Raw genomic sequence first — 24734 nt, 5'->3', positions numbered from 1 at the left:
GATGCCGTTTGGGAGCTGTACTGCAGGGAACAACATAGTCCTCACTAGAGTTCGGCTCTCAGCTACGGCGAGATTGGGTCAGGCAAGGCAAGAAGCGTCGGATGCCATGCACGCGGGAGTCCTCGAGGGTCTTCAAAGAGAAGCACCACGGCTTCTATGTCCAAGACTGAACTATCCTCCCGGTCCCGGGTTTTCACACAAAATCCATGCTCAGGGTTTAGCCGCAGTCGGCCGTCGATCCAAGGCGGCGCCAGGAGCATTTCCAAGCGCCTGGATTGGGCCCGCCTACGTACATTGAGCCATCAGCCACCTCTTCGCCTGCGTCAATGACAGGCTCCAATCCGAGCGAACTGGCGGCGACATCGATAGCTGGAACAATGCCACGTGACTGAGCCTAGACCAGCTGGAATTCGCAAGATAGCGACGTGGCCTTTTCAGCAGCATTAATTCGGCGAAAGCAAAGCCGCTCTCGTCTTTCCTTTTCTTCGCTTAAGCATCCGATTCTGCGGCCAGCTCATAGCCGCCGTTGCACTCGGTGATCATCCGAGCAGGATGGTCGAAATGATTAATCTCTCCCACCTCCTGTCGAGTGGCGCATTCTCAGGTGCTTGCAGGTCGTTGAGCGGTGCGATGGCCTAGGGGTTCGATCGTGCGGGAAGCTGACTGCAAATTTCCCTTGCAGGCGAATCCAGACAAGGCGATCTTACGCCTCGCGCGAGTACTTGCCCGTTTGGCCGCGAGGGAAGATCATGAAAGACAGTTCTTCGATCGAAACGATAGGGAAAAGAGCGACGATCTATGCTCGATTCTCCACCGATCTCCAGAACGAGCGATCGATTGAGGATCAGCTTTCGCTTTGTCAAGGCTATGCCGAGCGGGAAGGCTTAACCGTTGTCAGTACCCACGAAGATCGGGCTCGTTCAGGCGGGTCTGTTATGGGCCGCGAAGGCCTCCTGCGAATGTTGGAGCAGGCGCGGGAGAGGTCCTTCGACGTGGTGATAGTCGAGGCGCTCGATCGCCTCTCGCGCGACATGGAAGACCTCGCGGGCATTCATAAACGGCTGTCGTTTCTCGGGATCGAAATCCGGGCTGTCCACGAGGGGGTCGTTAACACCGTGCTGGTTGGCCTTCGCGGCTTGGTCGGACAACTCTATCGTGAGGACAATGCGCACAAAGTGCGTCGCGGCCAAGCAGGGCGGGTCAAGCAAGGTTTGGCGGGCGGGGGTCTGACATACGGGTACGCTCCGATCCCTGGAAGAAGCGGCGAGCGAGCAGTTGTCGAGACCGAGGCACAAGTGATCCGGCGCATTTTTCAGGAGTACGTGGACGGCTGTACGCCTCGGGAAATCGCGCATGATCTCAACAAAGAGAGGATATCACCCCCGCGGGGTCGAGCTTGGAATGCCTCGACAATCAATGGCAATCATGAGAGGAGCGCCGGCATTCTGCTGAACGAACTTTATATGGGGCGCCTTGTCTGGAACAAGGTCAGGATGGTGAAGGACCCAGACTCAGGAAAGCGCCTGTCACGTCCTAACCCGAAAAGTGACTGGCAGATGACCGAAGTGCCGCATCTTGCAATTGTGAGTCCAGAGCTATTCACGGCCGCTCAGCAACGCAAGGAAGAGCGCCGCCACATCCATCCCAGCCACCAGCGTCGGCCTCGTCGGATGCTGTCCGGACTGCTCCGTTGCGGCTCATGCGGTTCGGGTATGGCAACCAATGGACGCGACAAGTCGGGGCGCGTTCGTATTCGCTGCTCCGCGGCGAAGGAGAGCGGGACATGTTCTGACGCCAAGACTTTTTATTTAGGCGCGGTCGAAAGTGCAGTCCTCAGCGGGCTCAGGGCCGAACTGCGTGCGCCAAAGGTCTTTTCGGAATACGTACGAACTTATCTTGAGGAGCGGAAGCGCCTCCTAGCTAAATCACAGGCAAAGCGGCACCGACTAGAGCAGCAGCTAGGGCAAATAATTCGGGAAATTGAACGACTTGTGGATGCGATTGCGAAGGGACATGGCGATCCATCCGTTCTAGGGCCGCGATCGACTGCCTTAGATGCCGAACGAAAGAGGATATCTGAGGAGTTGCAAAGAGAGCCGCCTGCCCCGAACGAAATTGCGCTGCATCCGGCCATCCTCAAACGCTATGAGGAGCAACTAGGTCGGCTTGAAGAAGGACTAGGTAAAAGTATTAATGCGGGGGATGGAGAGGCTGCAGAAGCCATCAGAGACTTAGTCGAGACCGTCACTGTGTTCCGTGATCCGGAACGCCCGGGTGGGGTAGCCGTCGAGATAGCAGGCCGGCTAAACGCCGTACTCGAAAATGCCTTTCCCAACCAAGTTAGAGGAGTGTGGGGAAAGGTGGTAGCGGGAGAGGGACTCGAACCCCCGACCCCAGGATTATGATTCCCGTGCTCTAACCAGCTGAGCTACCCCGCCACAGGGCCCGCGAACGGCTGCTATGGCCGATCTCGCGAACGCGCGGCATATAAAGAAGGGGGCGGGCGTAAGTCAATCCGCCTTCGCTAAAAGCTTCTGCCTTCGCCAAGGCTTCGGCGGGACAAGATGGCGAGAAACGGCCGATTTGGGCGCCGGATTTGCCCATTTGAAGACCGGACTCGTGGAAAATCCCCCTCACCCGGATCGCATCTCCGACGCGCTCCGGCCTCTCCCCGCAGGCGGGGAGAGGTGAAGGGCGCGAAGGCGTGAAATCGCTTATTTCGGCCGCACGTTGGGGTCGCCGCCGGGGCTGCCCGGGGGCGGGATCACCGGGGTGTTGCCGCCGGTTTCGGGGGCCGGGGCGTGCATCTCGGGGTCGACGCCCGCGGGCGGGCACAGCACGCCGTCGGACTTTGCCAATCTGTCGCCGAGCGGTTCCCGGGACTGGCCGGTGGTGGTGCCATCGGCCTGGCGGTTCGGGCGGTCCTGCGGGGCGCAATTGGCCGCATGTTGCGGGGATGGCGGCGCGGTCGCTTGCGGCGGCGTCGCCGGGGCGGGCGGCGCCTGCGCGATCGCGCTGCCGGAGGCGGCGATCAGCAGGCTGGCCAGGATGATGTTTGATGTCGTGCGCATGGGAGGGAAACGCGCAGGAAGCGCGGCCTGTTCCCGGTGGGAATGCGATGTGATCGGGCTATTCGCCGCGTTCTCGGTGCACCTCTCCCGCTTGCGGGGAAGGAAGCGCACTGCCGGCTTGGCAGGACGCCGGGCAAACCGCGATCAGGCTTTGTGGTAGCGGATCAGCGAAAAGTGCCCCATCGGCGGCATCGGCCTCCGCTCGGCCAGCGTGACGCCGCCGTGCCTGGCGGCCCAGCCCTCGAGGCGGGCCCACGGGAATTCCGGGCGCCAGCCGAGGCGGCGGGCGACGGGGGCGAAGGCGAGCTCGAACAGCTTGCGCGGGCCGGTCTCGGCGCCGATGTGGTTGACCAGGATCAGCTCGCCGCCGGGCTTGAGCACGCGCACGAACTCGTCGAGCGTGCCTTCGGGATCGGGCACGGCGGTGATGACATATTGCGCCACCACCGCGTCGAAGAAGTTTTCGGGGAAGGCGAGGTTTTTCGCATCCATCACCGAGAGCACTTCGACATTGGAGAGCCGAAGCGCACGCACGCGCGCCTGCGCCTTGCGCAGCATCGGCTCGGAGATGTCGACGCCGCAGATTTTCGTGGTGCGCGAATAGTCGGAGAGCGAAAGCCCGGTGCCGACGCCGACGTCGAGGATGCGGCCGCCGATGCGGTCCGCCTCTGCGATGGTCGACTGCCGTCCGGCGTCGAACACCTTGCCGAACACGAGATCATAGACCGGCGCCCAGCGGCCATAGGCCTTCTCGACCCCGGCCCGCGAGATGTCTGCTGCCATGCCCCTGCCCCGGTATTTTTTTAGCCGCGCACCGCTTCAGCGAGCGGCCTCGCTGCGTTGCTTGCGACCTTCGCGGCGGCGCTCTGAATAAAGCCGCCGCCGAGCACGCGCGCCTGCCCTGAGGGCGCGTCGTAGAACACGCAGGCCTGGCCGGGCGAGACGCCCTCCTCGCCGGCGACGAGCTCGACCTCGTAATGACCATCGCTGCCGCGCAGCCATGCCGGCTGGGGGCTGCGGGTCGAGCGCACGCGCACGAACAATTCGAGGCCGGCGCCGATGGCGCGGTCGATGTCGCCGCCGCCGATCCAGTTGACGTCGCGAAGTGCGATGCGGTGCATCTTCAGCGCATCGCGCGGGCCGACGACGACGCGGCGGGTGGCGGCCTCCAGCCGCACCACGAACAGCGGCGCGTGGGCGGCGATGCCGAGGCCGCGGCGCTGGCCGACGGTGAAATTGGCGATGCCGTTGTGCCGGCCGAGCACGCGTCCATCGAGATCGACGATATCGCCGGGGTCCATCGCGTTGGGGCGCAGCCGCGTGATGATGTCGGTGTAGCGGCCCGTCGGAACGAAGCAGATGTCCTGGCTGTCGTGCTTGTCGGCGACGGACAGGCCAAAGCGGCGCGCGAGCTCGCGCGTCTCGGGCTTGGTCATGTCGCCGAGCGGGAAGCGCAGGAAGTCGAGCTGTTCTTGCGTGGTCGCAAACAGGAAATAGCTCTGGTCGCGGTCGGCGTCGGCCGCGCAGACCAGCGCGCGCGAGCCGTCTTCGCGGCGGCGCGAGGCGACGTAATGGCCGGTGGCGAGCGCCTGCGCGCCGAGCTCGCGCGCGGTCTTCAGGAGGTCGCGGAATTTGACGCTGCGGTTGCACTCGATGCACGGCACCGGCGTCTCGCCGAGCGCGTAGCTGTCGGCGAAATTGTCGATGACGGACTCGCGGAAGCGATCCTCGTAGTCGAGCACGTAATGGGGAATGCCGAGTTTTGCCGCGACGTCGCGGGCGTCGTGGATATCCTGGCCGGCGCAGCAGGCGCCCTTGCGGTGGGTCGCCGCGCCATGGTCGTAGAGCTGCAGCGTGATGCCGACGACGTCGTAGCCTTCCGCCTTCAGAAGCGCAGCCGTCGTCGAGGAATCGACGCCGCCCGACATGGCGACAACGACCCTGGTGTCCTCAGGACGGCCTTCGAGATCCAGACTGTTGAGCATGGGCCTTAAGGGTTGTGACGGCGTGCGGCGATCCGCGATTTCATGCTTCTCGCGGGACGTCGGCGATCCCCGGGAACTATAGTTCCCGCAAGGCACGACTGCCCGGTCGAAAGCGGCTGAGAGTAACCTCTTTAATATAGGCGGCATTCCGGTGAAGCAATCACGGGGGCGGCCAGCTTAGGGCAATTCTTGCCGGGGAGGCAGAAATGGCGGGGTCGCAGCGGGCCCTGCGGCGACGGGCCTAAATCTTCAAGACATTGATTTTGCTACATAAATATACTTGGAAGGGCACTGGCCCGCTCCTTGCTCCCCTGACGCCGAAGATGTTTCCAAGGGGTCGCCTGTGGTCAGTCGTACGTCAGATGTCGTGGCCAGCGTGCAAGTGTCGAGCGCGCAGCAAAAGCCTGCGCGGTCGCAGAGCACCAGGGAGCCGTCCGCGAACGACTCCTTCGGGTCGCTGGTCGACAGCAACACCCAGGCGATCAACACCAATGCGGCCTCGCAGGCCCAGGATAGCGCGCCGCGGCGGAACGATTCGTCCTCCGCGGACAAGGGCCCGCGCGACACCTCCTCCACCGATCAATCCTCGCAGAGCAGGGCGAGCGACGACACCGACACCTCCGCGCCCACCAGGAACGACAAGACGAACGACAAGGCGAACGACACGACCACCGATGCGGCCAAGGACGCCGGCACGGTCAAGGACAAGTCCGAGGCGTCAGACGTCAAATCGGCTGATGCATCCGAGAAAACCAAGGACGACCAGACCGAGGGCACCGACACGCTCACCGCCGCAATCGATGCCGCGACAACGGCACCGGCCGACGCGGCGCAGGCCGTGCCCGATCCGAACGCGATCGTGGTTGCCGCGCCGGTCGTCCCGGCCGATCCCAACGCGGCGGCGAACCAGGCCGCCACCGCCTCGCCGCTGACAATCGCCGCCGCCGGCATCGCCGCCAGCGCTTCGACCGCGGCGCAGATCGCGGGCGCCAAGACCGACACCGCCACGCCCGCCGACAAGAGCGCCAAGACCGCCGGCGCCAAGGTCGATGCCGACACCACCGCGACGCTGGCCGATGCCGCGACCGGAGCAACCGACGCGGCCACGACCGACGCCAAGGCGACCGGCGGGCTGATCCCCGTCAACCAGGGCACGCCGAAGACCTCGTTCCAGGCCGCCGTCGCCACCGCGCAAGGACAGTCCGACGTCTCCAATATCGGCCAGGACGCCGGCGCGGCGAACCCCGCCCCGACGCAAGCGCCGGGCACCGCGACCGCCAATGCCGACGCGCATGCGCAAAGCGCCAAGCCGCAGGCAGATGGCGCAGCGACCGAAGCGAAGCCCGGCGCAGCGGACCGGACGCCCGACGCGATTCCGGCTGCACCCGCCGCCCAGGCCCATGCCAATGCGCACGCCGCCTTCAACACCGCCGACACCAGCGCGCAGGCCGCCTCCGCGATGCAGGCGCCGCTGACCAACACGACCTCGACCGCGTCCGCTTCGACCGCGACGCTGACCGCGACCGCGGCCAGCGCGACGGCGGTGCCGATCAACGGCGTGCCGATCGAGATCGCGGCCGCCATCCGCTCCGGCAAGTCCCGCTTCGACATCAGCCTCGACCCGGCCGAGCTCGGCCGCATCGACGTCCGCATCAATGTCGACCGCAACGGCAATGTCACCTCGCATCTCACGGTGGAGAAGCCGGAGACGCTGCAGATGCTGCGCCAGGACGCGCCGCAATTGCAGCGCGCGCTCGACGATGCCGGCCTCAAGTCCGGCAGCAACGGGCTGTCCTTCAGCCTGCGCGACCAGAATTCATCGGGCCAGAACTCCGGCCAGAACAACGACAATGGCGGCAATGCCCGCCGGCTGATCATCAGCGAGGACGACACTGTTGCCGCCGCACCCGTCGGGCGGGGCTATGGCCGCATGTACGGGCCGAGCAGCGGCGTCGACATCAGAGTGTAAAGGAGTATCCGACATGACCACTACGACTGGCGCTACCGCTCCTGCTGTCGTCTCCGGGACGACCGACCTGCCGAAATCCTCCTCGTCGAACTCGCTGAGCTCGACCACGGGATCGACGCTCGCCGGCAATTTCCAGACCTTCCTGACGCTGCTGACGACGCAGCTGCAGAACCAGAACCCGCTGGATCCGCTCGACACCAACCAGTTCACCCAGCAGCTGGTGCAGTTCGCCGGCGTCGAGCAGCAGCTCAAGACCAACGATGCGCTGTCGCAGCTCGTCACCCTGCAGCAGACCACGCAGGCGACCCAGGCGCTGGGCTTCGTCGGCAAGACCGCCCTGGTCGACGGCTCGACCGCGAGCATGACCAAGTCGACAGCCACCTGGCATCTCAACGTGCCGACCGACTCCACCGTCGACATCACCGTCGCCAATGCCAGCGGCCAGACCGTGTTCACCGGCAAATATACCGCCGCCGCCGGCACCGACATTCCCTTCACCTGGAACGGCATGGGCAATGACGGCACGCAATGGCCCGACGGCAAGTACACGATCACGGCGACGGGCAAGGACGTCGCCAACAACACTGTCGGCATCGCCGCCCAGGTGCAAGGCGTCGTGTCGTCGGTCGACCTGACCCAGTCGCCGCCCCTGCTCACCATCGACGGCGCCAGCTACACCCTGAGCCAGGTGAAGAGCATCATCGCCACCAGCAGCAATTAAGGTGCGCGCCGCGCGCCAAACGTCATCCCCGCGAACGCGGGGATCCATGGCCCCAGGGAGAAGTTTGGCGAAGACCAGGGGTTAGGAAGTCATTCTTGGTACTGCTGCCCGCGTCTCATCGATGAATCACGCGGTATGGGTCCCTGCTTTGGCAGGGACGACATTGAGGGCCTTGCGGCGACGCGCCCCGGCTCCATTCGTTAGTAAAGTATTTACGAAGACCCCCTCGACCGGCCCGGATTCCACCGTTCCGCCGGCCGACACGGCGCCGTTCCAGCCATTTTCAACGAGAATTGTATTGAAGCCTTAGGCTTAGCGGATTTTTAAGCCGCCGGGCGTAGGGTTACGGGCGTGAGTTCAGTGGTTGAGAGTTTGTGAGTACGCCATGACAGAACCCCATCGCCCGAGGGTAAAATACGTCATCGGGCCGGACGGCAGTCCGTTGACGATCGCGGATCTGCCTGCACCCGGCACCAAACGCTGGGTCATCCGCCGCAAGGCCGAAGTCGTCGCCGCCGTCCGTGGTGGACTTCTCTCGCTCGAGGAGGCCTGTAGCCGTTATACCCTGACGGTCGACGAATTCCTCTCCTGGCAGTTTTCCATCGACCAGCATGGTCTGGCGGGTCTTCGCACCACCCGCATCCAGCAATATCGCCAGTAGGCGATCCGGAAATCTGCGGCTTTTGACGAAAATCGGCCTCGCCCTGCGAGGCCGATTTTTTTCATATCCGCCCTTTGCGCGACTTTTGTCCGACCTCTTAACCTTCGTTAACCATATCGAAACCATCACCTAGGCAATAATTGCCCAGTCGGCCTTTCCGGTGAAAGCGGCCGAATCTGTTGGGGCGGTTGCTTGCAAGGTCTTGCGGACTTTTTGAAGAGTATCGGCGCCGCCCGGTTCGGGGCGATGATCGCGGTCACCGCCGCGCTCATCGGCTTTTTCGCGTTCGTCATCATGCGCGTCACCACGCCGCAGATGACGACGCTGTTCACCGACCTCAGCGTCGAGGATTCCTCCGGCATTATCAAGGACCTGGAGCGCCAGGGCATCCAGTTCGAGATCCGCAACGAGGGCAGCATCATCATGGTGCCCAAGGACAAGGTCACCCGCCTGCGGATGAAGCTCGCCGAGGGCGGCCTGCCCAAGGGCGGCGGCGTCGGCTACGAGGTGTTCGACAAGTCGGACGCGCTCGGCACCACCTCCTTCGTCCAGAACATCAATCACCTCCGCGCGCTGGAAGGCGAGCTCGCCCGCACCATCCGCGCCATCGACCGCATCCAGGCCGCCCGCGTCCATCTGGTGCTACCCGAGCGCCCGCTGTTTGCGCGCGAGGCGCCGGAGCCGTCGGCCTCGATCGTGGTCCGCGTCCGCGGCTCGCTGGAAGCCCAGCAGATCCGCGCCATCCGCCACCTCGTCGCTTCCGCCGTCAACGGGCTGAAGCCGCAGCGCGTCTCGATCGTCGACGAGGCCGGCCAGCTGCTTGCCGACGGCGCCGCCACCGATCCTGAGCAGGCGGTCGGCGACGAGCGCCGCATCTCCTTCGAGAAGCGGATGCGCAAGCAGGTCGAGGACATCGTCTCCTCTGTGGTCGGCTCGGGCCGCGCCCGCGTCCAGCTCTCCGCCGATTTCGACTTCAACAAGATCACCCAGACCTCGGACAAGTTCGACCCCGAGGGCCGCGTGCTGCGCTCGAGCCAGACCCGCGAAGAGCAGAGCATGACCGCCGACAACAACGGCCAGGTCACCGTCAACAACGAGCTGCCCGGCAACCAGCAGAACAACGGCGTCGCGGCCAAGGACCAGAGCAAGAAGTCCGAAGAGACCAACAATTACGAGATCTCCCGCACCACCAAGACCGAAGTGACCGAGGCCGGCCGGGTCAACCGCATCTCGGTCGCGGTGCTGGTCGACGGCATCTATTCCAAGAACGACAAGGGCGAGCTGGCTTACCAGGACCGTACCAAGGAGCAGCTCGACCGCATCGCCACGCTGGTGCGCTCGGCGATCGGCTTCGACCAAAAGCGCGGCGACCAGGTCGAGGTCGTCAATCTGCGCTTTGCGGATGCGCCCTCCACTGCCCCGATCGGCGAGCCCGGCGGCTTCCTCGGCATGCTCCAGTTCACCAAGGACGACGTCATGTACTTCGTCGAGCTCGGCGTGATGATGCTGCTCGGCCTGATCGTGCTGTTCCTGGTGATCCGCCCGCTGGTCAAGCGCATCCTGGCCTCCGACGAAGTCGCCGCCGCCATCTCCGGCGTTCTTGCCGGCCCGGCGGCCTCGGAAGAGAGCGCGCCGGCCGGCCAGGCACTGCTGCCGAGCGGTACCGCCAGCGCGATCGACGTCGCCACCATCCAGGGCCAGGTCCACGCCCAGTCCGTTCATCGCGTCGGCGAGCTCGCCGAGCGCAACCCCAACGAAACCGTCGCCATCATCCGCCAGTGGCTGACCGAACCAGCCAAGTGATCCCAGTCAAGTAATCCCAGCCAAGTAGTCCTAGCCAAGTAGTCCTAGCAAGTGAATCAAGAAGTGATCTGACATGGCCGCCAGTCTGCAAAACGCCAACTCGAACGACATCACCAGCGTGATCTCCACGCTCGGCCAGCGTGCCGGCAACCGCGCCGGCGCCCAGACCGAGGCGGTGACGGGACCCAAGCGCGCCGCGATCCTGATGCTCGCGCTGGGCGAGCAGTATGGCGGCAAGATCTGGTCGATGCTCGACGACGACGAAGTGCGCCAGCTTTCGCTGGAGATGTCGACGCTCGGCACCGTCGAGGTTGACACGGTCGAGGACATGTTGCTGGAATTCGTCTCGCGCATGTCGGCATCGGGCGCGCTGATGGGCAATTTCGACGCCACCGAACGGCTGCTGCAGCAATACCTGCCGCCGGAGCGCGTCAACGGCATCATGGACGAGATCCGCGGCCCCGCGGGGCGCAACATGTGGGAGAAGCTCTCCAACGTGCAGGAAGAGGTGCTCGCCAACTATCTCAAGAACGAATATCCGCAGACCATCGCGGTGGTGCTGTCGAAGCTGAAGCCGGAGCACGCCGCCCGCGTGCTCGGCATCTTCCCCGAGGAGCTTGCGCTCGACGTCGTCAATCGCATGCTGAAGATGGAAGCGGTGCAGAAGGAGGTGATCGAGAGCGTGGAGAAGACCCTGCGCACCGAATTCATGTCCAACCTGTCGCAGACCCGCCGCCGCGACGCCCACGAGGTGATGGCGGAAATCTTCAACAATTTCGACCGGCAGACCGAGACCCGCTTCATCACCTCGCTGGAAGAGGACAACCGCGAATCGGCCGAGCGCATCAAGGCGCTGATGTTCACCTTCGACGACCTCGTGAAGCTGGATTCCGGTTCGGCCCAGACGCTGATGCGCAACGTCGACAAGGACAAGCTCGGCGTCGCACTCAAGAGCGCCAACGAGGACGTCCGCAACTTCTTCTTCGGCAACATGTCATCGCGCGCGGCCAAGATGCTCCAGGACGACATGGCGGCAATGGGCCCGGTCCGGCTGCGCGACGTCGACGAGGCCCAGGCGCTGCTGGTCAACCTCGCCAAGGACCTCGCTGCCAAGGGCGAGATCATGCTGACCAAGAACCGCGCCGACGACGAGCTGGTGTATTGATGGCCGCTCCGGCAAAATTCCTGTTCGATACCGACTTCGCGGCGCCCGAGCGGACGACGCGCGAGAAGGCCGCGACCGCCGCGGAGATCGCCCAGAAGGTAGCGGAAGCCGAGGCGCGCGCCTATCAGGACGGCTTTGCCGCCGGCCAGCAGGAGGCCAAGGCCGAGAGCGACCGCCGCGTCGCGCTTGCCATGGAAGAGATCAATATCGGCATCCGCGGCATCGCATCCGGCATCGGCAACATCGAATCCAAGATGGAAACCGAGGCGGTCGACGTCGCGGTGGCGGTCGCGCGCAAGCTGTGCGCCGACCTGGTCGCCGCCGAGCCGCTCGGCGAGATCGTCGCACTGGTCAAGGACTGCTTCTCGCATCTGGTCGCGACGCCGCATCTGGTGGTCCGCATCAACGACGCGCTCTACGACAGCGCACGCGATAAGATCGAGCGGCTCGCCAAGCAAAGCGGCTTCGAAGGACGGCTGGTGATCCTGGCCGAGCCGGAGATTGCGACCGGCGACTGCCGGATCGAATGGGCCGATGGCGGCGTCGTGCTGGAGCGCGGCGCCATCGCGGCCAAGATCGACGAAATGGTTGGACGCTATGTCGCGTCCCGCAGGGGGAGCTAAGCCATGAGCGACACCGACGGACAGGTCCCGCTGCCCGATCTCAACGGCCCGATGCCGCCCACCGGCACGGACGTCGGCTACAACGAGGACGAATATGCGGCGCGCGCCGCCGCCGACCTCGAGGCGGTGTTCGACGTTCCCGTGCAGGTCTCGGCCGTGCTCGGCCGCTCGAAGATGGACGTCAGCGAGCTGTTGAAGCTCGGACCCGGCACCGTGCTCGAGCTCGACCGCCGCGTCGGCGAGGCCATCGACATCTACGTCAACAACAAGCTGGTCGCCCGCGGCGAAGTCGTCCTGGTCGAGGACAAGCTCGGCGTGACCATGACCGAAATCATCAAGACCGAACGCAGCTGATAGCGCGCGCGACCAGACGGACAGGAGACTGACATGCGGCTTCTCATCGTTGGCACATTGAAGGGCCAGCTCACCACCGCCACCAAGATCGCGATGGACAACGGCGCCACCGTGACCCATGCCGAGGACCACGAGCAGGCCATGCGCGTGCTGCGCGGCGGCAAGGGCGCCGACCTCCTGCTGGTCGACGTCGCCCTCGACATCCGCGACCTCGTGATGCGGCTCGAGGCCGAGCACATCCACGCCCCGATCGTCGCCTGCGGCATCACCAACGACGCCCGCGCCGCGGTCGCCGCGATCCACGCCGGCGCCAAGGAATACATCCCGCTGCCGCCGGAGCCGGAGCTGATCGCCGCGGTGCTGGCCGCGGTCGCCAACGATTCCCGCGAGCTGGTCTATCGCGACGAGGCGATGGCGAAGGTGATCAAGCTGGCACAGCAGATCGCCGGCTCGGACGCTTCGGTAATGGTCACCGGCGAGTCCGGAACGGGCAAGGAAGTGCTGGCCCGCTACGTCCATACCCGCTCAGCCCGCGCCAAGCGCCCCTTCATCTCGATCAACTGCGCCGCGATCCCCGAGCATCTGCTGGAATCCGAGCTGTTCGGCCACGAGAAGGGCGCCTTCACCGGCGCGGTCGCGCGCCGCATCGGCAAGTTCGAGGAGGCAACCGGCGGCACGCTGCTGCTCGACGAAATCTCCGAGATGGACGTCCGCCTGCAATCCAAGCTCTTGCGCGCCATCCAGGAGCGCGTGATCGACCGCGTCGGCGGCACCAAGCCCGTGCCGGTCGACATCCGCATCATCGCGACCTCGAACCGCAACCTCGCGGAAGCGGTGCGTGAAGGCACGTTCCGCGAGGACCTCCTGTTCCGCCTCAACGTCGTAAACTTGAAGATCCCGCCGCTGCGCGAGCGCCCCGCCGACATTCTGGAGCTCGCCCAGCATTTCGTGAAGAAATATGCCGAGGCCAACGGCGTGCCGATGCGCCCGATTTCGGCGGAGGCGCGCCGCGTGCTCTCGGCCAACCGCTGGCAGGGCAACGTCCGCGAGCTCGAGAACACCATGCACCGCGCGGTGCTGATGGCGCAGGGCGACGAGATCGGCCCCGACGCCATCATCACCCCGGACGGCGACCGCCTCGACCTCGCCAAGACCGCGCCGGCGGTGGCGCACGCCACGATGGCCGCCGAACAGGTGACGCGCGCGCTGGTCGGCCGCACGGTTGCGGATGTCGAGCGCGACCTGATCCTGGAAACGCTGAAGCATTGCCTCGGCAACCGGACCCATGCCGCCAACATCCTCGGCATCTCGATCCGCACGCTGCGCAACAAGCTCAACGAATATTCCGACGGCGGCATCCCGATCACCCCGGCGGGAACGCCGGGCGAGTATCCGCGGATGCCGATGATAGGGGCGTAGGGCGGCGCCCACTCTGGTTGAGATAATCGCGAATGCCCGGGCTGGTCCCGGGCATTTTGTTTGTGCACCGAACCCACCGCGCTCCCGCTGTCGTCCCTGCGAACGCAGGGACCCATAACCCCAGGAAGGCGTTTGGCGAAGACTCGTCGTTCGGTACTCCTACCGCCGTCAACCGATAGATTCCGCGGTATGGGTCCCTGCGTTCGCAGGGACGAAGGCGGTGGACATGGCGGCACCGCATTCTCCGACTAGGTCGCGTCCGCACAACGCCCTATAAGCTGCATGAAAACCAACGCGGAGAACTCCATGTCTCAAGCTCAAATCACGGACTGGCTGGCATCGCAGAAGCAGGCGATGATCGATCTGCTGCGCGATGTCGTGAACATCGATTCCGGGTCCTATGACAAGGAAGGCGTCGATGCGGTCGGTGCGCGGTTCGAGCGGCATTTTGCCGAGCACGGCATTCCGTTCCGGCGCGAGGCCAATGCCAGCTTCGGCGACGCCATCCATGCCGACGTCTCAAAACCCGGCAGCAACGAGAAGCCAGTGCTGTTGATGGGCCATCGCGACACCGTGTTCGGCAAGGGCGAAGCTGAGCGGCGCCCGTTCACGATCAGGGACGGCCGCGCCTATGGGCCCGGCGTCGCCGACATGAAGTCCGGCGTCGTGATGAACATCTTCGTCGCCACCGCCTTCCACAAATTCGGCGGCAACCCGCATCCGATCAAGCTGCTGATCACCTCGGACGAGGAGATCGGCTCGCCCTCCTCCCGGCCCGTGATCGAGCGCGAAGGCCGCTCCGCCCGTGCCGTGTTCAATTCCGAGCCGGGCCGCCCCACCGGCAACGTCGTGACGGGGCGCAAGGGCGGCATCTTCATGCATCTCGGCATCACCGGCAAAGCCGCGCATTCCGGCGCCAATTTCGCCGCCGGCGTCAGCGCGATCGGCGAGCTCGCGCACAAGATCGTGCAGATTCACGCACTCACGGATCTCCACAAGGGCATCACGCTCAATGTCGGCCTGGTCTCGGGCGGGCAATCCGTCAACACCACGGCGCCTTACGCCGAGGGCCAGATCGACCTGCGCTATGTCGATCCGGCCGATCGTGCCCGGGTGATGGACGCGATCCAGACCATCGTCGCGAAATCTTACGTGCCGGGCACGCGTGCGACGCTGACCATCAAGGGCGAGTTCGTGCCGGTGGTGCAGAGCGCGGATTCAAGGGCGCTGTTCGAAAACTATCAGGCCGCAGCAAGAGAGGTCGGCCTCACCACGCTGCAGGGCGAGTTCTCCGGAGGCTGCGCCGATTCCGGTTTCACCGCCGCGGTCGGTACGCCGACGATCTGCGGCCTGGGCCCGGTCGGCGGGCTCGCGCACACGCCGGAGGAATATCTCGATATCGACAGCATCGTGCCGCGCGCGCAGGCGCTGGCGCTGGCGATTTTGCGGGGGTGAAGGCAGGTGCCGTAGGGTGGGCAAAGGCGCACGTGCGCCGTGCCCACGATTTGCCTGCGCTGGATGGAAGTCGTGGGCACGCTACCCTACGGGACCGCGCGCGTTCGCCTACGAATAACTCGGCGCGTCCGGCTTGCGGAAGATGTGGATGGGATCGCCGGGGATGATCACGGGCTGGCCCGAGAACATCGCGTAGGCGTAGAGCGCGAGATAGGCGATCGCCAGCGCGCCGATGGCATAGAACGCCCAGGTCGCGACGCGCTTCATCGATCCGCTCCATTGCCGTCCCGGGCGGGAGGCTCAGGCGCTTCTAGAGCGATGAGGGGGAAAAGGCCAGCCTTCCGGCCCGCCTGCCCGCGCGATCAAAGGCCGCGCCGGCCGTGCGCGGGAACGCTCACTTCGGCAAGCCTGGCGGCGTCCTCGTCCTGGTCGACCGCCACGTACTGGCCGTGCCAATAGGCCAGCGCCGCAGTCCGCGCCGAGCTCCTGATGTCCCTGACACGGCCGATGACGATGCCGTGCGAATGCCGCTCCACGATCTCCTCAACCTCGCAATCGAAGGCCGACAGCGCGCCGACGAGCAGCGGAGCGCCCGAGACCGCCGTCACCCATTTGGCACCCTTGAAACGATCGGCGCCCTTCAGCCCGCCCTTGCCGGCAAAGCGTTCGGCGACATCGAGCTGGTCGGCATTGAGGATATTCACCCCGAAGGCGCTGTGCCGCCGGATCAAGGGGAAGGAGGAGGCATCGCGGTTGATGCTGACCAGCAGCGTCGGCGGCTCGACCGACAGCGAGGTGACCGAGGTCACCGTCATGCCGGTGACGTCGTTGCCTCGCCCAGCCGTGATGACGCTGACGCCGCCGGTGAGATGGCGCATGGCGCCGCGGAAATCGGCGGACGAGACGGGGATTTCAGTCATGAGATCGCGGGGTACTACATTCATGGCATGGTCCCCAGAAAGCGGGGTTCCCTTGTATTTAGGTACGATCGTCCGCCGACAACAGGTGGCTCAGGATCGAGCCTTCCAGACCCGCAAGCTCGGCCGAGCCGCGCTGGCGCGGCCGGCCCGCGTGAACCACGACATCATGAGCGATGCGGCCCTCTTCGATCACCAGCACCCGGTCCGCCAGCGCCACGGCTTCGGCGACGTCATGGGTCACCAAAATCGCGGTAAAGCCCTGATCGCGCCAGACGCGCTCCAAAAGGCGCTGCATCGAGATCCGGGTCAGAGCATCCAGCGCGCCGAGCGGCTCGTCGAAGGCCAGCACGCGGGGACTCGAGACCAGCGCGCGGCCGAGCGCGACGCGCTGCTTCTGTCCGCCCGACAGCACCGAGGGCCACTGGTCGCGCTTGTCGGCGAGACCAACCTCGGCCAGCGCCTTCTCGGCGCGCGCGTGCGCATCGGCGGAAGTGCGATCGCGGCCGAGACCGACCTCGACATTGCCCAGCACGCGGGCCCAGGGCAACAGCCGCGGCTCCTGGAACATCACGCGGATGTCCTCAGGCTGAATGTCTTTTGGTTGAGTGTCCTGGCCGAAGCTGATGCTGCCGGCATCGATCTTGTCGAGGCCCGCGATCAAGCGCAGCAGCGTGCTCTTGCCGCAACCGCTTTTTCCCACGATGGCGACGAACTGGCCGGCGGGGATGTGCAAATCGATACCGCGCAGCACCTCGTTGCTGCCGAAGGATTTGCGCAAGCCCCGGATGCTGAGCGGCAGGCCGCTGCTCTGCACCTCGCGCACTATGCGGGCGTGAGGCGCAAAATTGACGCGGCTGGCGAGCTCGGTTTCGGGAAGGGACGTACGAACGGCTGTCTGCATGTGATTCCCAGTATGTCTCAACGTTTCTGGAAGGCGGGGTGCCAGGAGAGCGTCAAACGCTCCAGCACGCGGGATGCGCTGTCGGCGAGCTTGCCGAGCAGGGCGTAGATCAGGATCGAGAGCACGACGACGTCGATCAGCATGAACTCGCGCGCCTGCATCGCCATGTAGCCGAGGCCCGACGAGGCCGCGATGGTCTCGGCGACGATCAGCGTCAGCCACATGATGCCGAGCGCGAAGCGGATGCCGACGAAGATCGACGGCAGCGCACCCGGGAAGATCACGCGACGGAACAGTTCGCCGTCGGTCATGCCGTAGATGCGGCCCATCTCGATCAGCTGCGGATCGACGGTGCGGATGCCGTGCAGCGTGTTGAGGTAGATCGGGAAGAACACGCCCAGCGCCACCAGGAACAGTTTTGCGCTCTCGTCGATGCCGAACCAGAGGATGACGAGCGGGATCAGCGCCAGATGCGGCACGTTGCGCACCATCTGCAACGTGGTGTCGGTGAGCTTTGCCGAGAGCTGCGACAGGCCGTTGGCGAGCCCGAACGCGAAGCCGATGCTGCCGCCGATCAAAAAGCCGATCGAAGCGCGCCAGAACGAAACCCAGATGTTGCGAACGAGCTCGCCGGAGAGCAGCAACTTCCAGCCGGAGAGCAGGACGTCGCTCGGGGCCGGCAGCACCCGGGTCGGCACGAAGCCGGTGACGCTGGCGACCTGCCAGAGCAAGATGATGGCGAGCGGCACGATCCACTGGATCAGGCCGTCGATCCGCGGCAAACGAAGGCTGCGCGGGAGTGAAACGCTGTCGATCACGCTCATGACTGCGACACCCGATGTTGCGGACGGAAATCGCTGCCGACCGTCTCGCCGAACGGACCGCCGTTGAAATGCAGCCTGGTCACGTTGGAGGACTGCTCGAGCGAGAGCAGCGGGAATACCAGCTCGGCAAAGCGATAGGCCTCCTCCAGATGCGGGTAGCCCGACATGATGAAGGTATCGATGCCGATGTCCTGATACTCCCTGATGCGGGCCGCGACGGTCTCGGCATCGCCGACCAGCGCCGTCCCGGCACCGCCGCGCACGAGGCCGACGCCGGCCCAGAGGTTCGGTGCGATCTCGAGCTTGTCGCGCTTGCCGCCGTGAAGCTGCGCCATGCGCTGCTGGCCGACGGAGTCCATGCGGGCAAAATTCTTCTGCGCCAGCGCGATGGTGTCGTCGCTGACATGCTTGATCAGCTCGTTCGCGGCACGCCAGGCTTCCTCGTTGGTCTCGCGAACAATGACATGAAGGCGGATGCCGAAGGACAGCTTGCGGCCGCGCGCGCTTGCGACCTCCCGCACCTTCGCGATCTTCTCGGCCACCAGCGCCGGCGGCTCGCCCCAGGTGAGATATTTGTCGACGGTATCGACGGCGACGTCGATGCCGGCATCGGACGAGCCGCCGAAATAGAGCGGCGGGCGCGGCGACTGCACCGGCGGAAACAGCAGCTTGCCGCCCTCGACATGGATGTGCTTGCCCTCGACATTGACGGTCTTGCCGGCGAGCAGATCGCTATAGACGTTGAGGAACTCGCGGGTGAACTCGTAGCGCTCGTCATGGCCGAGGAAGATGCCGTCGCCCTTGTTCTCGACGGGATCGCCGCCGGTGACGACGTTGACGAGCAGCCGGCCGCCCGTGACGCGATCGAGCGTCGCCGTCATGCGCGCGGCGACACCAGGCGATTGCAGGCCGGGCCGGACGGCGACGAGATAGCGCAGCCGTTCGGTGAACGGCGCAACTGACGAGGCGACGATCCAGGAATCCTCGCAAGAGCGCCCGGTCGGCAGCAGCACGCCGAAATAGCCGAGCTGGTCGGCGGCCTGCGCGATCTGGCGCAGATAGTTGAAATTGACCTCGCGGCCGCCGATGCCTGTGCCGAGATAGCGGCCGTCACCGTGGGTCGGCAGGAACCAGAGGATGTTGGCGTTGGGTTGCTTTGTCATGACTTGCGCTCACGAACCGGATTTCCGCGCGACGTCAGAAATCTTGATGGATTTGGGGATCAGGCCCAGCGCGAAGAACGCGTCGGCCACCTGCTGCTGGTCGGCGATGACGGCATCCGTGATCGGTTTGATGCCGTAGGACTGCCGCTTCAATGCCACCTCGACGACCGGCACGGACAGACCGATTGCCGGAGCAAGCTGCTCCGCCACCGCATGGATGTCGCCCCTGGCCCAATCATCGACCGTGCTGAGCTCGGCGAGCACGGCGTCGACGATCTCAGGATTGGCATCGAGGAATTTCTTCGAAGAGAAATAGAATTGGTAGTTGGCGACGATGCCGGAGCCGTCTGCGAGCGTGCGCGCGCCTGTGGCCGCTTCCGCGGCGGCCTGGAACGGATCCCAGATCACCCAGGCATCGACCGCGCCGCGCTCGAAGGCGGCGCGCGCATCGGCCGGCGCCAGGAACACCGGCTCAACTTCAGAATATTTCACGCCGGCCTTCTCCAGCGCCTTGACCAGGAGGTAGTGGACGTTGGAGCCCTTGTTGAGCGCGACCTTCTTGCCCTTGAGGTCAGCGACCGATTTCAGCGGGCTGTCCTTCGGCACCAGGATCGCCTCGCCCTTCGGCGCCGGCGGCTCATAGGCGACGTACTGGATCGGCGCGCCGGCGGCCTGCGCAAAGATCGGCGGGGCTTCGCCGGTGTTGCCGAAATCGATCGCGCCGACATTGAGTGCTTCGAGCAGCGGCGGTCCGGAGGGAAATTCGGTCCACACCACCTTGTAGCCGTCGGCGGCGAGCTTCGGCTCCAGCGTGCCCCTGCTCTTGAGCAGCACCAGCTTGCCGTATTTCTGGTAGCCGATGCGGACCACCTTGTCCTGACCATAGGACGTGCCGACCGCGGCGGCGACGATACCGATCGACAGCACCACGGCCGCGATCAGACGCTGGATGATACGCCTCATGTTCAAACCCCTGTGTGTGGGAAGGCTGGTCGGCACGATCAGGCTGCCGGATTGCGCCAGACGATGTCGCGGATCGCGATCGGCTTCGGGATCAGGCCGAGCTTGTAGAAGCGATCGGCGACGCCCTGCTGCGTCGTGACGATATCGTCGGTGACGGGGCCGACGACGAAGGACGACCGGTTCGCCGCGATGGTCTGGATCTCCAGCGGAATGCCGGTCACCGCGGCGAGAGACTTCGCGACCTCGTCGCGATGCTGCTCGGCCCATCTGGCGGTCGCGGTGGTGACGTCGACGATCTGCTGCAGGATCGCGCCGTGGTTCTTCGCGAAGTCGCGGTTGGCGATGTAGAAGGAATTGGTCTTGGTGACCTCGCGCGCATTGATCAGGATGCGGCCGTTCTGTCTGGTCTCGCCGATCGCGAAATACGGATCCCAGATCGCCCAGGCCTCGATGCTGCCATTGGCAAAGGCGGGGCCCGCGTCCGGCGGCGTCAGATAGACCGGTGTGATGTCGGCATAGGTCAGGCCCGCCTTCTCCAGCGTCTGCACCACGATGTTGTGCGCGCTGGAGCCCTTGGTGAAGCCGATGCGCCTGCCTTTCAGCTCAGTGATGGCGCGGATCGGCGAATCCTTCGGCACCAGAATGCCCTGGCCGTTGGTGATGGGCTGGCCCGCGGCATAGACGATCGCGGCACCAGCTGCCTGCGCGAACACCGGCGGGGAATCGCCAACTGCGCCGTAATCGACACTGCCGACATTCATCGCTTCCATCATCGGCGGGCCCGAGGAGAACTCGACCCATTTCACCTCGATGCCCAGGGGCACGAAATGTTTTTCCAGCGCGGCCTGCTGGCGCGCGATGACCAGCACGCCGTTCTTCTGATAGCCGATACGAATTTCCTTCACCGCGCCTTGCGCGATTACAGGCGAGGCGAACGCAGCGGCCGCCGCAGTTCCGATGGAGAGCTTGAGAAAGTCACGACGCTGCATTCCACACTCCCGGCCGAGCGCGGCCGTCATTCATTCCAGTTCGGGAATGATGGTGCGGGTTGTCGGAGGTGTCGAGACGGCCGGAAAAATAGCGATGCGCGCACTGCGCGCGCGGCAGCGCGCATGATTAATCTTTCAAGCGGCCGCGATGATGCAGAGGGATTTTTTCTGCACGCGAATGTGAGAAGCGCGCGCGCCACCCCCGAGACTCAAAAAGTCCGAAAACAACCCCATGCACAGTAGCCGGCAATAGCGGGATCAATGACTTACGTGGCAGGCGACTTGCGCGGCAGGCGATACCGATTGCTCCGTCGGGCAAAACAGGAGCATGATGGCATGATCGCGGAGTAGGAGCTGTCGTGGCGTGAAGCTCCCGCCACCACCTCCGCTGTCATTCCCCGCGTAGGCGGGGAATCCAGTATTCCAGAGACGTCAATACTTCACATGACTGCCGCGGCGTACTGGATCGCCCGCTCCAGTGCGCAATTGCGCACAAGGCCGAGCGATGACACCGTCCTTGCGGCGAGGCTTCGCGCTGCAAGCTAATGCCACCGCACCGGCAAATTCTGCAGCCCGCGAAACGCCCAGCCGCCGATCCGCACCGGCTCGTCGTCGGCGATCTCGAGCTGCCTCGCCCGCGCGAACACGGTCGGCAGCGCGACGTCGGCGATCATGGCGCGGGAGGCCCACGCGCCGGCGCAGAAATGCGGGCCGGCGCCGAAGGCGACGCTCTTGGTCGTATCGCGCCGCACGTCGAACTGATCCGCGCGCTCAAAATGCGTCTCGTCGCGATTGGCGGAGCCGAACATCAGGAACACGCGCTCGTCCGTCTCGAAGGCGACGTCGCGGATGCTCCACGGCTTGGCGATGCGGCGCGGCGACATGCCGATGGGCGAGATCCAGCGGGCATATTCCTCGAACGCCTCGAGCCAGGTCACCTCGCCCCTGCGCACCAGATCGAGCTGCTCGGGATGGGTCAGCAGCGCCCACACCGTGCCAGCGATCGCCTTGCGCGGCTCGTTCTGGCCGCCCGAGATCGCGAGCTTGACGTTCGCGCGCACGCTCTCCATCGGCATGCCGGAGGCGAGCAGCACGCCCAAAATGCTCTGGTCGGGATGCTTGCGCATCGCCGGCAGGATGTCGTCGATCGCGGCATCGATGCCCGACGTCGCCGCGTGGCAGCGCGCCTCGACCTCAGGGTCGCCGGCATAGTTGGCGATGCCCTCGATCATGCCCTGCGACCACGCGTCCATGTCGCCAAAGCCGATATTGGTGAGGCCAGTGATCGACTTCAGGCATTCGCCGGAGAACGGCAGCGCGAAATCGCGCATGAAGTCGATCCGCCCCGGCTCGATCGCATCGAGGATGCGGTCGGCATGCGCCTGGAACAGCGCGGTCCAATGCGCCTTCACCGTCTTCGGCGACACCGTCGGGAACATCGCGCGGCGCTCGACCTGATGCGCTTCGCCGTCCTTGCGCATCATGTTGTGGCCCATCAGCCGGTTCATCAGGCCCGCGGGCTGGTGTGAGGAGAACACGTCGATCTGCTTCTCGGAGATCGAGATGTCGTCGCGGCTGGTCAGCAGCGTCGAGCCGAGCTGCGGCACGAACGCGATGGGAGCTTCTTTCCGCATCTTCGCGAGCATCGGATAGGGATCGGCCCAGAATGCGGCCGGGTCGATGTCGATGCGCGGCGCGGTGCTCAAAGCGGCCTCTCCGGATGTCGTATCCTAGAGGCCAGACTAGCGAACTCCGCGGCCGGCGTCTGTCCCTAGCGATGGGGACACACGGCAGGAGAGCATTTACGTGTAAGTCCGGTTGGCGGGACAAAACGGCAAGGAATTCCCCGTGGCTCACAACTTCGATATGTGCCGGACTTGGAGATTGTCGCGACGCAGGCATCGAATTTGCCGTGGCGACCGGTTCCTGTACACTTGGCCTGCAAAGCCGAAACGGGATAGTCATGACCACATTGCTCATCGTAGGCGCGACCGGGCTGGTTGGCGGCCGCGCGATGACGCTTGCTCTTGCGGACCCACGCATCACGCGCATCATCGCGCCGACGCGGCGTGCGCTGCGGCCCGAGGAGCGGGTCGCGAATCCTCGGCTCGATGATCTGATTGCTGGTGCCGGCGGTGAGGAATGGCGAGCCGACGGCGCAATCTGCACGCTCGGAACGACGCGGGCGGCGGCAGGGTCGGCAGCAGCTTTTCGAGCGGTCGATTACGAACTTGTGCTGCTGATCGCGCGGCGGCTGCGCGACGCTGGAGTCGGCCGATTCGCGCTGGTATCGTCCTTGGGCGCCGACCCACGATCCCTGTTTCTCTACACGCGGACGAAGGGCGAGGTGGAAGAGGCGATCGGGGCGCTCGCTTTCCCGTCCCTGACGATCCTGCGGCCAGGCTTCCTGGATGGCGAGCGTGCCGAAAGCAGGCCGGTACAGCGAGCAGTGCGGAACGTCCTAAACTTCGCGTCCCCCCTGTTGCCGCGGGTTGCGCGTGTAAGCCCGGTGACCAACGTGGCCCGGCAGCTCATCGAGGCGGCTGTTGCCGGCGAACCAGGAAAGCACGTCATTGGAGCGGGGCAACTGGCAGAAGGCGGCAGCTGACACCGCGGGTCCAGCAGCGCGTGCCGGACGATGCTGCGCGGCGCTCTGCTCACCCTTGGAGCCCAGACCTTTGGAGCTAGATCCTTGGAGCTAGATCCTTGGAGTTACCGGGCCTCGGCGATCGTCGCTCCGGATGGCAGCATCTGCGCGTTGGCTGCCAAGGGCCGCTTCGATGGCGATGCAGGGTCCGGCAACCGGAACGCGGCGTCGGCCGGCGTGCCCTGGGATGGTCTGCGGGCAACGCTTGCCGGAAGCACGATCACTTTCGCGCCGACCTTCACCCGCTCATAGAGGTCCATGACGTCCTCATTGGTCAGGCGGATACAGCCGGACGACACCCGCTTGCCGATCGTATCGGGCTTGTTGGTGCCGTGAATCCTATATTCCGTCTCGCCGAGATACATCGCCCGCGCGCCCAGCGGATTGCCGGGGCCACCTGCCATGAACCGCGGCAGATAAGGCTGACGCGAGACCATCTCCGCAGGCGGATGCCAATCCGGCCATTCCGCCTTGCGGGCCACAGTCTGCTCACCGGACCATGTGAACCCCTCGCGGCCGACACCGATGCCGTAGCGCAACGCCTGGGTGTCGTTCAGAACCAAATAGAGGAATGTGTTCTTGGTATCGATGATCACGGTGCCCGGCGTCTGGCGGCTGGCGTAGTCAACCACCTGCCGGACCAATGCTCCGGGACCATCAGCGTCGGCTTTTGGTGGTTCGACCAAAGGCGCGGGGGCCGGAATCGGAGCCGGAGCTACCGCCGGCGCGGATGCATGAACCGGGGGCGCCACGTAAACCGGACTTGACGATGCCTTGGCTTCCTGTGGGGACGGCTTGCGTACCGGCTGCACGCTCGCCGGGCCTGACAGCAAACCGTAACCCAATGCGGCGACGGCCACGGCGCCAATTGCAACTCTCGCGGCCATGGGTATTGCGAGGGCCTCTGCCTTTCCACGTTTCGCCCGCTTACCCATACTGTTTCCCCAGGTCACTGTGCCCTGAAGAGGTACCCAGCAAAATTTAAGAAACTTCGAAGCGATGCCGCCTAGGGTCTGTTTGGATTCATCTTGAGTTTATCACGGCGGCGGTCAGGTTGATCATTGCTTCGAAGCTCAGATCGGTTTTGTCGGCGCGCATTGC

Annotated in this window: 23 protein-coding genes and 1 tRNA gene; 11 read left to right on the top strand and 13 right to left on the bottom strand. The window is 64.9% G+C overall.

Annotated elements, in window-relative coordinates; all coding sequences use genetic code 11:
• The first annotated feature begins 749 nt into the window (after positions 1 to 749).
• Positions 750 to 2405, top strand: coding sequence for a recombinase family protein (locus GGD61_RS34780; protein WP_183232044.1), 1656 nt, complete (start codon positions 750 to 752; stop codon positions 2403 to 2405).
• Here GGD61_RS34780 and GGD61_RS34775 read toward each other — a convergent pair.
• The 4 genes from GGD61_RS34775 to mnmA form a co-directional block, all read right to left on the bottom strand.
• Positions 2362 to 2438: transfer RNA gene (locus tag GGD61_RS34775), tRNA-Met, on the bottom strand. The genes GGD61_RS34780 and GGD61_RS34775 overlap by 44 nt on opposite strands.
• A 276-nt stretch (positions 2439 to 2714) precedes the next feature.
• The gene (locus GGD61_RS34770; protein ID WP_092260472.1) at positions 2715 to 3071 is read right to left on the bottom strand and encodes a hypothetical protein; all 357 of its coding nucleotides are present in this window, start codon (positions 3069 to 3071) and stop codon (positions 2715 to 2717) included.
• 144 nt (positions 3072 to 3215) lie between these two features.
• Positions 3216 to 3854: a class I SAM-dependent methyltransferase gene (locus tag GGD61_RS34765; protein ID WP_018318408.1), complete on the bottom strand. Its 639-nt coding sequence runs from the start codon at positions 3852 to 3854 to the stop codon at positions 3216 to 3218.
• Between the two features lie 20 nt (positions 3855 to 3874).
• Positions 3875 to 5056 carry a tRNA 2-thiouridine(34) synthase MnmA gene (gene mnmA / locus GGD61_RS34760; RefSeq protein WP_092260470.1) on the bottom strand — a complete coding sequence of 394 codons (1182 nt, stop codon included), beginning with the start codon at positions 5054 to 5056 and terminating at the stop codon, positions 3875 to 3877.
• 343 nt (positions 5057 to 5399) lie between these two features.
• On the opposite strand from mnmA, the gene GGD61_RS34755 reads away from it, so the two are divergent.
• The 9 genes from GGD61_RS34755 (at position 5400) to GGD61_RS34715 (ending at position 15226) form a co-directional block, all read left to right on the top strand.
• On the top strand, positions 5400 to 7025 hold the full coding sequence (locus GGD61_RS34755; RefSeq protein WP_183231976.1) for a flagellar hook-length control protein FliK: 1626 nt from the start codon (positions 5400 to 5402) through the stop codon (positions 7023 to 7025).
• 13 nt (positions 7026 to 7038) lie between these two features.
• A complete protein-coding gene (locus GGD61_RS34750) occupies positions 7039 to 7746 on the top strand; it encodes a flagellar hook assembly protein FlgD (protein WP_092260466.1) in 708 nt (235 codons plus the stop codon).
• A 385-nt stretch (positions 7747 to 8131) separates the two neighbouring features.
• Positions 8132 to 8407, top strand: a complete 276-nt coding sequence (locus GGD61_RS34745) for a DUF1153 domain-containing protein (RefSeq protein WP_002714638.1) — start codon at positions 8132 to 8134, stop codon at positions 8405 to 8407.
• Between the two features lie 192 nt (positions 8408 to 8599).
• A complete protein-coding gene (gene fliF, locus GGD61_RS34740) occupies positions 8600 to 10210 on the top strand; it encodes a flagellar basal-body MS-ring/collar protein FliF (protein ID WP_092260464.1) in 1611 nt (536 codons plus the stop codon).
• A 73-nt stretch (positions 10211 to 10283) separates the two neighbouring features.
• The gene (gene fliG / locus GGD61_RS34735; RefSeq protein WP_018318403.1) at positions 10284 to 11375 is read left to right on the top strand and encodes a flagellar motor switch protein FliG; all 1092 of its coding nucleotides are present in this window, start codon (positions 10284 to 10286) and stop codon (positions 11373 to 11375) included.
• Complete coding sequence (locus tag GGD61_RS34730) at positions 11375 to 11998, top strand: FliH/SctL family protein (RefSeq protein ID WP_092260462.1); 624 nt, start codon at positions 11375 to 11377, stop codon at positions 11996 to 11998. The genes fliG and GGD61_RS34730 overlap by 1 nt, the downstream gene beginning before the upstream one ends.
• 3 nt (positions 11999 to 12001) lie before the next feature.
• Positions 12002 to 12352 carry a flagellar motor switch protein FliN gene (gene fliN, locus GGD61_RS34725; RefSeq protein ID WP_018318401.1) on the top strand — a complete coding sequence of 117 codons (351 nt, stop codon included), beginning with the start codon at positions 12002 to 12004 and terminating at the stop codon, positions 12350 to 12352.
• 33 nt (positions 12353 to 12385) lie between these two features.
• Entirely contained in the window at positions 12386 to 13771 is a 1386-nt protein-coding gene (locus tag GGD61_RS34720) for a sigma-54-dependent Fis family transcriptional regulator (protein ID WP_018318400.1), read from the top strand.
• A 306-nt stretch (positions 13772 to 14077) separates the two neighbouring features.
• The gene (locus tag GGD61_RS34715; RefSeq protein WP_183231975.1) at positions 14078 to 15226 is read left to right on the top strand and encodes a M20 family metallopeptidase; all 1149 of its coding nucleotides are present in this window, start codon (positions 14078 to 14080) and stop codon (positions 15224 to 15226) included.
• 108 nt (positions 15227 to 15334) lie between these two features.
• On the opposite strand, the gene GGD61_RS34710 is transcribed toward GGD61_RS34715, so the two are convergent.
• The 8 genes from GGD61_RS34710 to GGD61_RS34675 all read right to left on the bottom strand — a co-directional run bounded on the left by GGD61_RS34710 (position 15335) and on the right by GGD61_RS34675 (position 22692).
• On the bottom strand, positions 15335 to 15493 hold the full coding sequence (locus GGD61_RS34710) for a hypothetical protein (RefSeq protein WP_018318398.1): 159 nt from the start codon (positions 15491 to 15493) through the stop codon (positions 15335 to 15337).
• Between the two features lie 95 nt (positions 15494 to 15588).
• Positions 15589 to 16170, bottom strand: a complete 582-nt coding sequence (locus GGD61_RS34705; protein ID WP_183231974.1) for a flavin reductase family protein — start codon at positions 16168 to 16170, stop codon at positions 15589 to 15591.
• 34 nt (positions 16171 to 16204) lie between these two features.
• On the bottom strand, positions 16205 to 17047 hold the full coding sequence (locus tag GGD61_RS34700; protein WP_183231973.1) for an ATP-binding cassette domain-containing protein: 843 nt from the start codon (positions 17045 to 17047) through the stop codon (positions 16205 to 16207).
• A gap of 17 nt (positions 17048 to 17064) precedes the next feature.
• Positions 17065 to 17871, bottom strand: coding sequence for an ABC transporter permease subunit (locus GGD61_RS34695; protein ID WP_183231972.1), 807 nt, complete (start codon positions 17869 to 17871; stop codon positions 17065 to 17067).
• A complete protein-coding gene (gene ssuD, locus GGD61_RS34690) occupies positions 17868 to 19034 on the bottom strand; it encodes an FMNH2-dependent alkanesulfonate monooxygenase (RefSeq protein WP_183231971.1) in 1167 nt (388 codons plus the stop codon). The genes GGD61_RS34695 and ssuD overlap by 4 nt, the downstream gene beginning before the upstream one ends.
• Positions 19035 to 19043: 9 nt before the next feature.
• Positions 19044 to 19997, bottom strand: coding sequence for a sulfonate ABC transporter substrate-binding protein (locus GGD61_RS34685; RefSeq protein ID WP_092260452.1), 954 nt, complete (start codon positions 19995 to 19997; stop codon positions 19044 to 19046).
• A gap of 38 nt (positions 19998 to 20035) precedes the next feature.
• The gene (locus GGD61_RS34680) at positions 20036 to 20986 is read right to left on the bottom strand and encodes a sulfonate ABC transporter substrate-binding protein (protein ID WP_183231970.1); all 951 of its coding nucleotides are present in this window, start codon (positions 20984 to 20986) and stop codon (positions 20036 to 20038) included.
• A gap of 542 nt (positions 20987 to 21528) precedes the next feature.
• Entirely contained in the window at positions 21529 to 22692 is a 1164-nt protein-coding gene (locus tag GGD61_RS34675; RefSeq protein ID WP_183231969.1) for a cytochrome P450, read from the bottom strand.
• A 257-nt stretch (positions 22693 to 22949) separates the two neighbouring features.
• Here GGD61_RS34675 and GGD61_RS34670 point away from each other — a divergent pair, with 257 nt between their 5' ends.
• Positions 22950 to 23594, top strand: coding sequence for an NAD-dependent dehydratase (locus GGD61_RS34670; protein ID WP_210311303.1), 645 nt, complete (start codon positions 22950 to 22952; stop codon positions 23592 to 23594).
• 104 nt (positions 23595 to 23698) lie between these two features.
• Here the strand turns inward: GGD61_RS34670 and GGD61_RS34665 are convergent, their stop codons facing one another.
• Positions 23699 to 24568 carry a L,D-transpeptidase gene (locus GGD61_RS34665; protein ID WP_092260446.1) on the bottom strand — a complete coding sequence of 290 codons (870 nt, stop codon included), beginning with the start codon at positions 24566 to 24568 and terminating at the stop codon, positions 23699 to 23701.
• Positions 24569 to 24734: the final 166 nt, after the last annotated feature.

Source organism: Bradyrhizobium sp. SBR1B (genome assembly GCF_014198205.1).
Classification (GTDB): domain Bacteria; phylum Pseudomonadota; class Alphaproteobacteria; order Rhizobiales; family Xanthobacteraceae; genus Bradyrhizobium.
Note: the sequence above shows the minus strand (reverse complement) of the source record. Positions and strands in the feature narration are given on the sequence as shown.

What these genes read in the sequence shown, in the direction of transcription:
- GGD61_RS34780 (WP_183232044.1), top strand. Translation starts at nt 750, where the DNA reads ATGAAAGACAGTTCTTCGATCGAAACGATAGGGAAAAGAGCGACGATC.
- GGD61_RS34770 (WP_092260472.1), bottom strand. Translation starts at nt 3,071, where the DNA reads ATGCGCACGACATCAAACATCATCCTGGCCAGCCTGCTGATCGCCGCC.
- GGD61_RS34765 (WP_018318408.1), bottom strand. Translation starts at nt 3,854, where the DNA reads ATGGCAGCAGACATCTCGCGGGCCGGGGTCGAGAAGGCCTATGGCCGC.
- mnmA (WP_092260470.1), bottom strand. Translation starts at nt 5,056, where the DNA reads ATGCTCAACAGTCTGGATCTCGAAGGCCGTCCTGAGGACACCAGGGTC.
- GGD61_RS34750 (WP_092260466.1), top strand. Translation starts at nt 7,039, where the DNA reads ATGACCACTACGACTGGCGCTACCGCTCCTGCTGTCGTCTCCGGGACG.
- GGD61_RS34745 (WP_002714638.1), top strand. Translation starts at nt 8,132, where the DNA reads ATGACAGAACCCCATCGCCCGAGGGTAAAATACGTCATCGGGCCGGAC.
- fliG (WP_018318403.1), top strand. Translation starts at nt 10,284, where the DNA reads ATGGCCGCCAGTCTGCAAAACGCCAACTCGAACGACATCACCAGCGTG.
- GGD61_RS34730 (WP_092260462.1), top strand. Translation starts at nt 11,375, where the DNA reads ATGGCCGCTCCGGCAAAATTCCTGTTCGATACCGACTTCGCGGCGCCC.
- fliN (WP_018318401.1), top strand. Translation starts at nt 12,002, where the DNA reads ATGAGCGACACCGACGGACAGGTCCCGCTGCCCGATCTCAACGGCCCG.
- GGD61_RS34720 (WP_018318400.1), top strand. Translation starts at nt 12,386, where the DNA reads ATGCGGCTTCTCATCGTTGGCACATTGAAGGGCCAGCTCACCACCGCC.
- GGD61_RS34715 (WP_183231975.1), top strand. Translation starts at nt 14,078, where the DNA reads ATGTCTCAAGCTCAAATCACGGACTGGCTGGCATCGCAGAAGCAGGCG.
- GGD61_RS34710 (WP_018318398.1), bottom strand. Translation starts at nt 15,493, where the DNA reads ATGAAGCGCGTCGCGACCTGGGCGTTCTATGCCATCGGCGCGCTGGCG.
- GGD61_RS34705 (WP_183231974.1), bottom strand. Translation starts at nt 16,170, where the DNA reads ATGAATGTAGTACCCCGCGATCTCATGACTGAAATCCCCGTCTCGTCC.
- GGD61_RS34700 (WP_183231973.1), bottom strand. Translation starts at nt 17,047, where the DNA reads ATGCAGACAGCCGTTCGTACGTCCCTTCCCGAAACCGAGCTCGCCAGC.
- GGD61_RS34695 (WP_183231972.1), bottom strand. Translation starts at nt 17,871, where the DNA reads ATGAGCGTGATCGACAGCGTTTCACTCCCGCGCAGCCTTCGTTTGCCG.
- ssuD (WP_183231971.1), bottom strand. Translation starts at nt 19,034, where the DNA reads ATGACAAAGCAACCCAACGCCAACATCCTCTGGTTCCTGCCGACCCAC.
- GGD61_RS34685 (WP_092260452.1), bottom strand. Translation starts at nt 19,997, where the DNA reads ATGAGGCGTATCATCCAGCGTCTGATCGCGGCCGTGGTGCTGTCGATC.
- GGD61_RS34680 (WP_183231970.1), bottom strand. Translation starts at nt 20,986, where the DNA reads ATGCAGCGTCGTGACTTTCTCAAGCTCTCCATCGGAACTGCGGCGGCC.
- GGD61_RS34670 (WP_210311303.1), top strand. Translation starts at nt 22,950, where the DNA reads ATGACCACATTGCTCATCGTAGGCGCGACCGGGCTGGTTGGCGGCCGC.
- GGD61_RS34665 (WP_092260446.1), bottom strand. Translation starts at nt 24,568, where the DNA reads ATGGGTAAGCGGGCGAAACGTGGAAAGGCAGAGGCCCTCGCAATACCC.